The sequence below is a fragment of the Streptomyces sp. NPDC004788 genome, from assembly GCF_053601115.1.
This window is the reverse complement of the sequence record NZ_JBSGBF010000070.1, coordinates 1-12,476: the sequence shown is the minus strand read 5'-3', so window position 1 is coordinate 12,476 and position 12,476 is coordinate 1. Positions and strand designations below refer to the sequence as shown.

Below are 12,476 nucleotides of genomic sequence, written 5' to 3'. Positions count from 1 at the left end.
GGGCCCATCCGACCCCGATCCGACGGACAGGCCCGAAAGGCCGCCGTCGCAACCCTTGGGGCGCCATGCAGATCAAAGACCTTCCGTACGCCGACCCAGGGGTGCCGGACGTCCGCTCGGGACCGCGCTTCCTGCTCTGGCTCGGCCGGAACCAGCTCGGCGGTCAGCTGAAGTGCCTGCTGTGGGGCCTGCTCCTGCAACTGGGCATCGCCGGCCTCCCGCTGGGCGTCGGACTCGCCGTGCAGGCGGTCGTGGACCGCGACGGCGGGCGGCTCGCGCTCGGCGCGGGGCTGCTGGTCGTGCTCGGCGTGGCGATCGCGACCGGCGACGCCATGGTGCACCGGGTGAGTGTGACCAACTGGATCACGGCCGCCGCCCGCGTCCAGCAGCTGCTCTCCCGCAAGACGGCCGAGCTGGGGGCCGTCCTGACCCGCCGGGTCGCGGCGGGCGAGGTCGTGGCGGTGTCCACGAGTGACGTCGAGAAGATCGGCTGGTTCGTCGAGGCGGTCTCCCGCTTCGCGTCCGCCGCCCTCACCCTCGTCCTCGTCTGCGTCGGGCTGCTGCTCTACCAACCGGACCTCGGACTGGTCGTCGCCCTCGGCGTGCCCGTCCTCGCGCTCGCCGCGCTGCCGCTGCTCCCCCGCGCCACCCGCCGGGCCGACGAGCAGCGCGAGAAGTCGGGCCGGGCCACCGAACTGGCCTCCGACACCGTCGCCGGACTGCGGGTGCTGCGCGGCATCGGCGGCGAGGAGCTGTTCCTCAGCCGCTACCGGGCCGCCTCCCAGGAAGTGCGCCGGGCCGCCGTGCGCAGCGCCCGGATGTGGGCGCTAATCGCGGCCGTGCAGGTGCTGCTGCCGGGTCTGCTGCTGGCGGCCGTGGTCGTGTACGGGGCGCGGCTCGCGCTCGGCGGGCGGATCACGGTCGGCGAACTGGTCACCGTGTACGGCGCGGTGGCGCTCACGCACCATCCGCTGCGCAACTTCGAGGAGATCGCCATGGCGTACTCCTTCTCGCGGCCGTCCGCGAAGCGCGCGGCGCGGGTGCTCGCCCTGAGCCGTACGACCACCGCGCAGGCCGCGCGGACCGCCGGGGACGAGATCCGTCCGGGCGGGGACCTGTACGACCCGGTGACCGGAGTACGGGCGCCGGCCGGCCGGTTCACCGCGGTGGTGTGCGGCGACCCGGACGCGGCCGGGCGGCTCGCCGACCGGCTCGGCGGCCATCCGGCGGAGCCGGGCGAGGACCACTCCTCCGTCCTGCTCGGCGGGGTGGCCCTGGACGGACTCGCGCTCGGGACCGCCCGCGGCGCCGTCCTCGTCCAGGACAAGGACCCGGTGCTGCTCTCCGGCACGCTACGGGAGCTGCTCGACGTGCCGTCGTCCGGCCGGGTCGCGGCAGCGGAGGCGCTGGCCGCGGCGCAGTGCGGTGACGTGCTCGACGCGCTCGCGCAGGCGTCCGTGGACACCGGCGGCGACCCGATGCGCACCCGGATCACCGAGCGCGGCCGGTCGCTCTCCGGCGGCCAGCGGCAGCGGCTCGCGCTGGCCCGTTCCCTGGTCACCGACCCGGAGGTGCTCGTCCTGGACGAGCCGACCTCGGCGGTCGACTCGCACACCGAGGCCCGGGTCGCGGCCGGGATCAGGCGGCTTCGGGCCGGGCGGACGACGGTGGTGCTCGCCTCCTCGCCGCTGCTGCTCGACCTCGCCGACCGGGTCGTCCTGGTCGAGGGCGGCACGGCGGTCGCCGTGGGCACGCACCGCGAACTGCTCGCGGCCGAGCCCCGCTACCGGGCCGTCGTCACCCGCGAGACCGACGACGAGACCGCCGGCAAGGGCGTCGACGAACCGGATCTCGTCCTCGACACCGAGCTGAGCCGCCTCGGCGAGCTGGAAGGAGAAACGGCATGATCGGCGTGGCGCCGCCGGAGTACGACCCGGCGGCACCCCGGTCCGCGACCACCCTGCCCGTGGGCACGGCGGCGACGGTCCGGGCGTACGTACGGGATCTGCTGCGCCGTCACCGGGGCGCCTTCACCGTCCTGGTCACGGTCAACGCGGTCGCCGTCATCGCCTCGATGGTGGCGCCCTATCTCCTCGGCACGGTCGTGGAGGACCTGACGGCCGGGGCCCGGGAGCTCCATCCGGCGCGCACGGGCGCCCTGTTCGCGATCGCCCTGGTGGTCCAGACGGTGTTCACGCGGCTGGTACGGCTGCGCGGGGCGATGCTCGGCGAGCGGATGCTGGCCGATCTGCGCGAGGACTTCCTGGTGCGCGCGGTGGCGCTGCCGCCGGGCGTCCTGGAGCGGGCCGGCACGGGCGACCTGCTGTCGCGGATCACCACCGACATCGACCGGCTGGCGGAGGCGATGCGCGAGGCCGTGCCGCAGCTCGTCGTCGGCGTGGTGTGGGCGGCGCTGCTCGTCGGCGGCATCGCGGTCACCGCGCCGCCGCTCGCCCTCGCGCTGCTCGTCGCCGCGCCGCTGCTGGTCGTGGGCTGCCGCTGGTACTTCCGGCGGGCCCCGGCGGCGTACCGCTCGGAGGCGGCCGGTTACGCGGCGGTCTCCGCCGTGCTCGCCGAGACCGTGGACGCGGGCCGTACGGTCGAGGCGCACCGCCTCGGCGCGCGCCGGATCGCGCTGTCGGACCGGCGGATCGCCGAGTGGACCCGATGGGAGCGGTACACGCTCTGGCTCCGCTCGGTGCTCTTCCCGGTCGTCGACCTCACCCACACCCTGGTCATCACCTCGGTGCTGCTCGTCGGCGGCGGCCTCGTCCTCCACGGCTGGCTCGACGTCGGCGAGCTGACCACGGGCGCGCTGCTCGCGCAGATGCTGGTCGACCCGATCGGGATCGTGCTGCGCTGGTACGACGAGCTCCAGGTCGCCCAGGTGTCGCTGGCCCGCCTGGTGGGCGTCCGGGAGATCGAGCCGGCGGCCGGCGACCCGAAGACGCGGCCCGAGGGACGGGAGGTCCGGGCCGACGAGGTGCGCTTCGGCTACCGGGAGGGCGTGGACGTGCTGCACCGGGTGTCGCTGGACGTCGCCCCGGGCACCCGGATCGCCCTGGTCGGCCCTTCGGGCGCCGGGAAGTCCACGCTGGGCCGGCTGCTCGCCGGCATCTACGCCCCGCGCACCGGCTCGGTCACCCTCGGTGCGGCCGAACTGGCGCGGATGCCGGCCGAGCGGGTGCGCGAGCACGTGGCCCTGGTCAACCAGGAGCACCACGTCTTCGTCGGCTCGCTCCGCGACAACCTGCGGCTCGCGCGGGCGGACGCCGGGGACGGGGAGCTGTGGGCGGCGCTCGCCGCGGTGGCCGCGGACGGCTGGGCCCGCGCCCTCGACGCCGGCCTGGACACCGAGGTCGGCTCCGGCGGCCTGGCGCTCACCCCGGCCCAGGCCCAGCAGGTGGCGCTCGCCCGGCTCGTCCTCGCCGACCCGCACACCCTCGTCCTGGACGAGGCCACCTCGCTGCTCGACCCGCGCGCGGCCCGGCACCTGGAGCGCTCCCTCGCCGGGGTCCTGGACGGCCGCACGGTCGTCGCCATCGCGCACCGGCTGCACACCGCGCACGACGCCGATCTGATCGCGGTCGTCGAGAACGGCCGGATCAGCGAGCTGGGCAGCCACGAGGAGCTGGTCGCGGCGGGCGGGGCGTATGCGGAGCTATGGCGGTCCTGGCACGGGTAGGCGGCGGTGCCTGGCGCCGGTGCCGGTAGCGGGGCGCCCCCGGCTCGGGGGATCCGAGATCCCGGATCCGAAATCCGAAATCCGGGATCCGGGATCCGGCTGCTCTACAGATAACCGAGCGCCGTCGCCCCGCCCACTCCACCCAGCACCATGAACGCCGGCATCAGGACCTTCAGCTCGACCCAGCTGCCCGCGCGGAAGCGCATGCCCTTCGGCGGGCCGATCGGGTACCAGCGCTTGCGGCCGACCGGGATGGGCCACAGGATCGGGCAGCCGGAGACGGTCAGGGCGTCGCCGATGTCGTGGACGAGGGCGCCGAGGACGATCGGCAGGCCGAGCCACAGGTACTCCTGGCCGGGCGCGGTGAAGAGCCAGCCGGCGCCGTTGCCGGGCTGGTCGAGGACACCGGCGAGGATCCAGGCGCTGGTGGCGCCGAGCAGCCAGACCAGGACGTCGCTCGACATCCGCGCGGCCCGCCACAGCAGGCCCTCGACCGCGAGCACGAGGTGGACGAAGAGGATCGCGAGGACCGCCCAGCGGCCGCCGGTGACGGCGGCGACGGAGCAGCCGCCGCCGACCAGGACCGCCCACACCCAGGTGTGGGTGAGGGTGCGGTGGCCGCCGGAGCGGCGCGGGTCGTGGGAGGTGCGGGTCGCCTTGTAGACGGCGTACGACAGCTTGTCGACGATCTCGCACAGGCCGCGGGAGACCGGGCCGAAGGCGCGCGAGATGGTCGCCGACTTGTGGTCGAGGTCGGGGGCGAGGGCGGCGCCCGCGCAGATGAGCGCGCCGACGACGAGAACCGGCCAGGGCATGGGGTGCCCGAAGGCCGCTGCCCCCGCTCCGACGCCCAGCCAGGCCGCCGCTCCGGACAGCGAGTGCGCCGGTCCCATCATGATTCTTCCCGCCCCGTCTCTCGCTGCCGCTCGCCGCTGCTCGCGGTTTCCCCGTGCTCGGCCGCCCAGTTGACGGCCGGTCGACGGGCCAGCCTATCGTCCGTGATCTTCGATCCGGTGGCCGGTTCCCTCATCCGGGCGGAATCCAGGCAAGATGGGGGCGTGACCCTTATCGATCAGCTGCCGCCGACCGCCGACCCCGACGCCCTCTTCGAGGCGTTCTCCACCTGGGCGGAGGACCGGGGCATCACGCTCTACCCGGCCCAGGAGGAGGCGCTGATCGAGGTGGTCTCCGGGGCCAACGTGATCCTCTCCACGCCCACCGGCTCGGGAAAGTCGCTGGTCGCGGCGGGGGCGCACTTCACTGCCCTGGCCAATGACCAGGTCACCTTCTACACGGCGCCGATCAAGGCGCTGGTGTCGGAGAAGTTCTTCGACCTGTGCAAGATCTTCGGCACGGAGAACGTCGGCATGCTGACGGGCGACGCCTCCGTGAACGCGGACGCGCCGGTGATCTGCTGCACCGCCGAGGTGCTCGCCTCGATCGCGCTGCGCGACGGCAAGGACGCCGACATCGGCCAGGTCGTGATGGACGAGTTCCACTTCTACGCCGAGCAGGACCGCGGCTGGGCCTGGCAGATCCCGCTGCTCGAACTCCCGCAGGCGCAGTTCATCCTCATGTCGGCGACGCTCGGCGACGTGTCGATGTTCGAGAAGGACCTGACCCGGCGGACCGGGCGGCCGACCTCGGTGGTGCGCTCGGCGACCCGGCCGGTGCCGCTGTCGTACGAGTACCGGCTCACGCCGATCACGGACACGCTCACCGAGCTCCTGGAGACCAAGCAGGCGCCGGTCTACATCGTCCACTTCACCCAGGCGCAGGCGGTGGAGCGGGCGCAGTCGCTGATGAGCATCAACATGTGCTCGCGCGAGGAGAAGGACCGGATCGCCGAGATGATCGGCAACTTCCGGTTCACCACCAAGTTCGGCAAGAACCTCTCCCGCTACGTCCGGCACGGCATCGGCGTGCACCACGCGGGCATGCTGCCGAAGTACCGGCGCCTGGTGGAGAAGCTGGCGCAGGCGGGTCTGCTGAAGGTCATCTGCGGTACGGACACCCTGGGCGTCGGCGTCAACGTGCCGATCCGCACGGTGCTGTTCACGGCGCTGACGAAGTACGACGGCAACCGGGTGCGCACGCTGCGCGCCCGTGAGTTCCACCAGATCGCGGGCCGGGCCGGGCGGGCCGGCTTCGACACCGCCGGTTTCGTGGTGGCGCAGGCGCCCGAGCACGTCATCGAGAACGAGAAGGCGCTGGCCAAGGCCGGCGACGACCCGAAGAAGCGCCGCAAGGTGGTCCGCAAGAAGGCCCCGGAGGGCTTCGTCGGCTGGACCGAGAACAGCTTCGAGAAGCTGATCGCCGCCGAGCCGGAGCCGCTGACCTCCCGCTTCCGGGTCACCCACACCATGCTGCTCTCGGTGATCGCCCGCCCCGGCAACGCCTTCGAGGCGATGCGCAAGCTGCTCGAGGACAACCACGAGCCGCGCCGCAACCAGCTGAAGCACATCCGCCGGGCCATCGCGATCTACCGTTCGCTGCTCGACGGCGGCGTCGTGGAGCAGCTGGACAAGCCGGACGCCGAGGGCCGCACGATCCGGCTGACCGTCGACCTGCAGCAGGACTTCGCGCTCAACCAGCCGCTGTCGACGTTCGCGCTCGCCGCCTTCGACCTGCTCGACCCGCAGTCCCCGTCGTACGCGCTCGACATGGTGTCGGTCGTGGAGTCGACGCTCGACGACCCGCGCCAGATCCTGCACGCCCAGCAGAACAAGGCGCGCGGCGAGGCGGTCGGCGCGATGAAGGCGGACGGCGTGGAGTACGAGGAGCGGATGGAGCGGCTCCAGGAGATCTCGTATCCGAAGCCGCTCGAAGAGCTGCTCTGGCACGCGTACAACGTCTACCGGAAGTCGCACCCGTGGGTCGGCGACCACCCGGTGTCGCCGAAGTCCGTCATCCGTGACATGTACGAACGGGCGCTGACCTTCACGGAGTTCACCTCCTTCTACGAGCTGGCGCGCACCGAGGGCATCGTGCTGCGCTATCTGGCGAGCGCGTACAAGGCGCTGGACCACACCATCCCGGACGACCTGAAGACGGAGGACCTGGAGGACCTGATCGCCTGGCTGGGCGAGATGGTGCGGCAGGTCGACTCCTCGCTGCTCGACGAGTGGGAGCAGCTGGCCAACCCGGAGCTGGAGTCCGCGGAGGAGGCCCAGGAGAAGGCCGACCAGGTCAAGCCGGTCACCGCGAACGCCCGCGCGTTCCGGGTCCTGGTGCGCAACGCGATGTTCCGCCGGGTGGAGCTGGCGGCGCTCGACAACGTGGACGAGCTCGGCGAGATGGACGCGGAGTCCGGCTGGGACGCCGACGCATGGGGCGAGGCGATGGACGCGTACTGGGACGAGTACGACGACCTCGGTACGGGCCCGGACGCGCGCGGCCCGAAGCTGCTGGCCATCGAGGAGGACCCGGCGCACGGCGTCTGGCGCGTCCGGCAGACCTTCGCGGACCCGAACGGCGACCATGACTGGGGCATCAGCGCGGAGGTGGACCTGGCGGCCTCGGACGAGGAGGGCCGGGCGATCGTCCGTGTGACGTCGGTCGGACAGCTGTGAACCCGTGACCACTTCCAGGAGGAGCAAGGTGACCAACCCCGCCGAGAGACTCGTCGATCTGCTCGATCTGGAGCGGATCGAGGTGAACATCTTCCGCGGCCGCAGCCCGCAGGAGTCGTTGCAGCGGGTCTTCGGCGGGCAGGTCGCCGGCCAGGCCCTGGTGGCGGCCGGGCGCACGGTGGACGCCGACCGCCCGGTGCACTCGCTGCACGCCTACTTCCTGCGCCCGGGCCGGCCGGGCGTGCCGATCGTCTACCAGGTGGAGCGGGTGCGCGACGGGCGTTCCTTCACCACCCGGCGGGTCACGGCGGTGCAGGAGGGCCGGACGATCTTCAATCTGACGGCCTCCTTCCACCTCCCCGAGGAGGGCGCCTTCGAGCACCAGCTGCCGCCGCGGCACCTCACCGACCCGGACAGCCTGCCGAACCTGTCGGACGAGATCCGCGACCACCTCGGCGCACTGCCGGAGGCGCTGGAGCGGATGGCCCGCCGCCAGCCCTTCGACATCCGCTACGTGGACCGGCTGCGCTGGTCGAAGGACGAGGTCGCCGACGCGGATCCGCGCAGCGCGGTGTGGATGCGGGCGGTCGGGCCGCTGGGCGACGACCCGCTGGTGCACACCTGCGCCCTCACGTACGCCTCCGACATGACGCTGCTCGACGCGGTACGGATCCCGGTCGAGCCGCTGTGGGGGCCGCGCGGCTTCGACATGGCGTCGCTGGACCACGCGATGTGGTTCCACCGCCCGTTCCGGGCCGACGAGTGGTTCCTGTACGACCAGGAGTCGCCGATCGCGACCGGCGGGCGCGGCCTGGCCCGCGGCCGGATCTACGACCGCGAGGGCAGGCTGCTGGTGTCGGTGGTCCAGGAGGGCCTGTTCCGCAAGCTCTAGGCGTATTGACCCGCAGCGTTGTTGCTCACTCCTCCGTGGTCCAGGGGCGGAGCTTCTCCGGGTTGCGTACGGCCCAGATGCCGGTGATCCGGTCGTCGGCGACGTCGAACGCGAACACCGCGACGACGGCGCCCTCGTGACAGACCGTCAGGCCGGGCTGGGCGTTGACCGTCCGCTCCTCGAAGGTCATGGCGGAGGCGCGGGCGACGAGGTCGACCAGGTAGCGGGCGATGCGCTCGTGGCCCTCGATCGGGTGCAGCGCGGCGGCGACCAGACCGCCGCCGTCGGCCACCACCGTGGCGTCCGGGGCGAGCAGCCCGATCAGGGCCTTGATGTCCTTGGCCTCCCAGGCCCGCTTGAAGTCCCGGACCAGGTCGGCGCGCCGCGCGTCGGGCGCGGCCGCCGCCACCGCCGCCGGGCGGGCCGCGTGGACGCGGCGGCGGGCCGAGGAGGCGAGCTGCCGGCAGGCGGCCGGGGTGCGGCCGACGATCTCGGCGACCTCCTGGAACGCGTAGCCGAAGACGTCGTGCAGCACGAACGCGACGCGCTCGGCGGGCGTCATGGCGTCGAGGACGACGAGGAAGGCCATGTTGACCGACTCGTCGAGGGTGACCCGGTCGGCCGGGTCGACCGTGGCGTCACCGGGGCGCTCGCCGATCCACTCCGGGCGCCCTGGCACCGGCTCCGGGATCCACTCGCCCACGTAGCTCTCGCGCCGGACCCGCGCCGAGCGGAGCACGTCGAGGCAGATGCGACTGGCGACGCGGGTCAGCCAGGCGGCGGGGTTGGCGATCCCGGCGCGCTGCTCCGGTGACATCGCGTACCAGCGGGCGTACGTGTCCTGGACCACGTCCTCGGCGTCGGCCAGCGAACCGAGCAGCCGGTAGGCCACGCCCATCAGCTGCCGCCGCTCGCTCATGACGACGCTCAGGTCCTCGTCGCTGCTCATCGTGCCACCGGCCTTCCTCTCGCGCGTACTCACATCCGTACGACGAAACCGAGGCGCGAAATGTGACGCGGCGGGCCGTGGGGCGGGCCGGCCTGACGTTCCGGGGCGCCGTCTCGTCGTACCGGCGAAACCCATCACGTACGAGGAGTGACCAGCATGTCCACCCCGATCACCACGCTCGCCGAACTGACCGGCGACTACGTCCTGGACACCGGCCGGACGCGGATCGGCTTCGTGGCCCGCCACGCCATGTCCACCCGGGTGCGCGGCCACTTCGACGACTTCGAGGGCCGGGCGCACCTGGACGGCGCGGACCCGGCCCGGTCCGACGTCCGGCTCACCGTCCGGGCGGACAGCATCCGTACCGGCAACGCGCGGCGCGACGAGCATCTGTGCGCCACCTTCCTGCACGTGGCCGACTTCCCGGCCCTGGAGTTCGCCTCGACCGAGGTCCGGCAGACCGGGACCACCCGGTTCGCGGTGACCGGCGACCTCACCATGCGGTCGGTGACCCGGCCGGTCACGCTCGGCCTGGAGCTGACCGACAGCGGCGACGGGCACCGCGTCGGGCTCCGCGGCGGCGTCACGATCGACCGCAACGCGTGGGGGGTGAACTGGAACGCGGCGACCCGGTTCATGATGAGCCCGATGGTGCGGCTCGAACTGGACGTGGCCGTGCTGCGGCTGGGCTGACGCGCGTCCCGGCGGGCGTGTCACAGGACGGCCGGGTGCGGCGTCCCATGGGCGTATTCCGCTCCGGAAGCCACCACAGAAACGGACATCCATCATGAGCAAGGTCTGGTTCGTCACCGGTTCCGCCCGCGGCCTGGGCCGCGCCTTCGCCGAGGCCGCGCTGTCCCGCGGAGACCGGGTGGCCGCGACCGCCCGGGACGCCGCGCGCCTCGACGACCTGGTCGCCGCGCACGGCGGGGCGGTGCTGCCGCTCGCTCTCGACGTCACCGACCGGGCCGCCGTCCACGAGGCCGTACGACGGGCCGCGGAGCACTTCGGCCGGCTCGACGTGGTCGTGAACAACGCGGGCTACGGCCTCTTCGGCGCCGTCGAGGAGCTGGGCGAGCGGGACCTGCGGGACCAGCTGGAGACCAATCTGTACGGCCCGCTGTGGGTGGTGCAGGCAGCGCTGCCACGGCTGCGGGCGCAGGGCGGCGGCCACATCGTGCAGATCTCCTCGGTCGGCGGTGTCGTCGCGATGCCGCTGGGCGGCGGCTACCACGCCTCCAAGTGGGCCCTGGAGGCCCTGAGCGAGTCCCTCGCCCAGGAGGTGGCCCCGTTCGGGATCAGGGTGACCGTGGTCGAGCCCGGCTCCTACGCCACGGACGCGATGGCGAGCGTCGTCCACGCCGAGGCCGATCCGGTGTACGAGGGGCTGCGGGAGCAGTTCGCCGCGTTCGCGAAGTCCGTCGACGTCGGCGACCCCGCCGCCGCCGGCCGGGCCCTGCTGAAGGTCGTCGACGCCGAGAACCCGCCGCTGCGGGTCTTCTTCGGCGCGCAGGGGAACGAGCTCCTCCCCCAGGTCTACGCGGACCGCCTGCGCACCTGGGCGGCCTGGCAGGATCTCGCGCAGGAGGCCCACGGAGACGTGCGGGGCTAGGGGGTGTCTCGTCGATCAGGCCGGATCAGGGAGCGGCGTCTGGTGCCGTGTATCGCAAGGCGGAGGAGGGAGTCCATGCGGAGCATCGGCGACCGACGACAACGCGGCGAGGCGCGGTGCTGGGGGCACCTCCCAGGCGAAGCTCTGGGGGAGTCGCGAGCCCGGCATGATCGGCGAGACACCCCCTAGATGCCGGGCAGGGTGTCCTGCTCGACCTCGTGCCGCCGGGTCCGGATGTCCGGGCCCGGCGGGTGCAGCTTGGCGTCGCAGGCCGGGCCGAGGCCGGTGCGGCGGGACGCGGCGCCGGTCAGCGGGCGCCCGCACAGCCGGCACCACACCCGGCCGGGCGCGTCGGCATCCGGTGTGGCACCGATGTCGATTGCCAGCGATTCGTCTTCCATGGTCAGATCAAACCCCATTGTGACGAGGAGCAGTCCCATGAGCTTGTACGAGATTCCGCTGACGACCCTCGCCGGCAACCCGCTCTCCCTCGCCGACTTCCGCGACCGGGCCGTCCTGGTCGTGAACGTGGCGTCCCAGTGCGGTCTCACCCCGCAGTACGCGGGCCTGGAGCGGCTGCAGAAGGAGTACGCGGACCGGGGCTTCACCGTGCTCGGCGTGCCGTGCAACCAGTTCGCGGGCCAGGAGCCGGGCAGCGCGGAGGAGATCGGCACGTTCTGCTCGGCGACGTACGGCGTGACCTTCCCGCTGCTCGCGAAGACCGAGGTCAACGGTGCCGGGCGGCACCCGCTGTACGCGGAGCTGACGAAGGTCGCCGACGCCGAGGGCGAGGCCGGTGACGTGCAGTGGAACTTCGAGAAGTTCCTGATCGGGCGGGACGGCGCCGTGACCCGCTTCCGCCCGCGCACCGAGCCGGAGGCCCCGGAGCTGGTCGCGGCGATCGAGGCCCAGCTTGCCTGACGTCGTTTCGCGGCTGCGGGCCGCGGGCTGTGTCTTCGCCGAGGAGGAGGCGGAGCTGCTGACGGCGGCCGCGGCCGGTCCGGCCGAGCTGGACGCGATGGTGGAGCGGCGGGCCGCGGGCCTGCCGCTGGAGCACGTCGTGGGCTGGGCCGCGTTCGGGGGGCTGCGGATCGAGGTGGACGGCGGGGTGTTCGTGCCGCGCCGCCGCACCGAGTTCCTGGTCGGCCGGGCCGTGGCGCTCGCCGGGCCCGGCGCGGTCTGCGTCGACCTGTGCTGCGGTACGGGCGCGGCGGCCGCGGTGCTGCTCGCCTCGGTCGAGGGCGCCGAGGTGTACGCCTCCGACATCGAGCCGGCCGCCGTGCGCTGCGCCCGCCGCAATGTGGAGCCGCGCGGCGGGCGGGTGTACGAGGGCGACCTCTTCGCCCCGCTGCCGGCGCAGCTGCGGGGCCGCGTCGAGGTGCTCGTCGCCAACGTCCCGTACGTACCGAGCGGCGACGTGCCGCTGCTGCCGCCCGAGGCCCGCGACCACGAGCCGCTGGTGGCCCTGGACGGCGGCGCGGACGGTCTGGACGTGCTGCGCCGGGTCGCGGCCGGCGCGGTCGAGTGGCTGGCGCCGGGCGGTCATCTGCTGTTCGAGACCAGCGAGCGCCAGACGGGCCCGGCCGTGGCGGTGGTCGCCGCGCACGGCCTGACGGCCCGGGTCCTGGAGGACGAGGACCTCTACGCCACGATCGTCGTGGCGACCCGCCCCTAGGGGGTGTCTCGCCGATCATGCCGGGCTCGCGACGCCTGGCACCGCGCCTCGCCGCGTTGTCGTCGGTCGCCGATGCTCCGCATGGACTCCC

At 73.2% G+C, this 12,476-nt stretch carries 11 protein-coding genes; 8 read left to right on the top strand and 3 right to left on the bottom strand.

Annotated elements, in window-relative coordinates:
* Nucleotides 1-65 precede the first annotated feature (65 nt).
* Both ACWEJX_RS26515 and ACWEJX_RS26510 read left to right on the top strand, forming a co-directional pair.
* Nucleotides 66-1,907 (top strand): ABC transporter transmembrane domain-containing protein, encoded by a 1,842-nt coding sequence (locus ACWEJX_RS26515; protein ID WP_451609915.1) that lies wholly within the window; start codon nucleotides 66-68, stop codon nucleotides 1,905-1,907.
* Entirely contained in the window at nucleotides 1,904-3,685 is a 1,782-nt protein-coding gene (locus tag ACWEJX_RS26510; protein WP_451609914.1) for an ABC transporter ATP-binding protein, read from the top strand. The genes ACWEJX_RS26515 and ACWEJX_RS26510 overlap by 4 nt, the downstream gene beginning before the upstream one ends.
* Before the next feature lie 104 nt (nucleotides 3,686-3,789).
* Here ACWEJX_RS26510 and ACWEJX_RS26505 read toward each other — a convergent pair whose 3' ends face one another.
* The gene (locus ACWEJX_RS26505) at nucleotides 3,790-4,581 is read right to left on the bottom strand and encodes a metal-dependent hydrolase (RefSeq protein ID WP_451609913.1); all 792 of its coding nucleotides are present in this window, start codon (nucleotides 4,579-4,581) and stop codon (nucleotides 3,790-3,792) included.
* 102 nt (nucleotides 4,582-4,683) lie between these two features.
* On the opposite strand from ACWEJX_RS26505, the gene ACWEJX_RS26500 reads away from it, so the two are divergent.
* Nucleotides 4,684-7,257 carry a DEAD/DEAH box helicase gene (locus tag ACWEJX_RS26500; RefSeq protein WP_451609912.1) on the top strand — a complete coding sequence of 858 codons (2,574 nt, stop codon included), beginning with the start codon at nucleotides 4,684-4,686 and terminating at the stop codon, nucleotides 7,255-7,257.
* 28 nt (nucleotides 7,258-7,285) lie between these two features.
* Nucleotides 7,286-8,149: an acyl-CoA thioesterase gene (locus ACWEJX_RS26495; protein ID WP_451609911.1), complete on the top strand. Its 864-nt coding sequence runs from the start codon at nucleotides 7,286-7,288 to the stop codon at nucleotides 8,147-8,149.
* A 25-nt stretch (nucleotides 8,150-8,174) separates the two neighbouring features.
* Here ACWEJX_RS26495 and sigJ read toward each other — a convergent pair whose 3' ends face one another.
* Entirely contained in the window at nucleotides 8,175-9,098 is a 924-nt protein-coding gene (sigJ, locus tag ACWEJX_RS26490; protein ID WP_451609910.1) for an RNA polymerase sigma factor SigJ, read from the bottom strand.
* Between the two features lie 156 nt (nucleotides 9,099-9,254).
* Between sigJ and ACWEJX_RS26485 the strand changes: the two genes are divergently transcribed.
* Both ACWEJX_RS26485 and ACWEJX_RS26480 read left to right on the top strand, forming a co-directional pair.
* A complete protein-coding gene (locus tag ACWEJX_RS26485; RefSeq protein WP_451609909.1) occupies nucleotides 9,255-9,791 on the top strand; it encodes a YceI family protein in 537 nt (178 codons plus the stop codon).
* A 94-nt stretch (nucleotides 9,792-9,885) separates the two neighbouring features.
* Nucleotides 9,886-10,710: an SDR family NAD(P)-dependent oxidoreductase gene (locus tag ACWEJX_RS26480; RefSeq protein WP_451609908.1), complete on the top strand. Its 825-nt coding sequence runs from the start codon at nucleotides 9,886-9,888 to the stop codon at nucleotides 10,708-10,710.
* A gap of 185 nt (nucleotides 10,711-10,895) precedes the next feature.
* On the opposite strand, the gene ACWEJX_RS26475 is transcribed toward ACWEJX_RS26480, so the two are convergent.
* Nucleotides 10,896-11,111: a DUF6011 domain-containing protein gene (locus ACWEJX_RS26475; protein ID WP_451609907.1), complete on the bottom strand. Its 216-nt coding sequence runs from the start codon at nucleotides 11,109-11,111 to the stop codon at nucleotides 10,896-10,898.
* 37 nt (nucleotides 11,112-11,148) lie between these two features.
* Between ACWEJX_RS26475 and ACWEJX_RS26470 the strand changes: the two genes are divergently transcribed.
* Together ACWEJX_RS26470 and ACWEJX_RS26465 are read left to right on the top strand one after the other, a co-directional pair.
* Nucleotides 11,149-11,631 carry a glutathione peroxidase gene (locus tag ACWEJX_RS26470; protein ID WP_451609906.1) on the top strand — a complete coding sequence of 161 codons (483 nt, stop codon included), beginning with the start codon at nucleotides 11,149-11,151 and terminating at the stop codon, nucleotides 11,629-11,631.
* Complete coding sequence (locus ACWEJX_RS26465; protein ID WP_451609905.1) at nucleotides 11,624-12,385, top strand: putative protein N(5)-glutamine methyltransferase; 762 nt, start codon at nucleotides 11,624-11,626, stop codon at nucleotides 12,383-12,385. Before ACWEJX_RS26470 ends, ACWEJX_RS26465 begins: the two co-directional genes overlap by 8 nt.
* The last annotated feature ends 91 nt before the right edge of the window (nucleotides 12,386-12,476 follow it).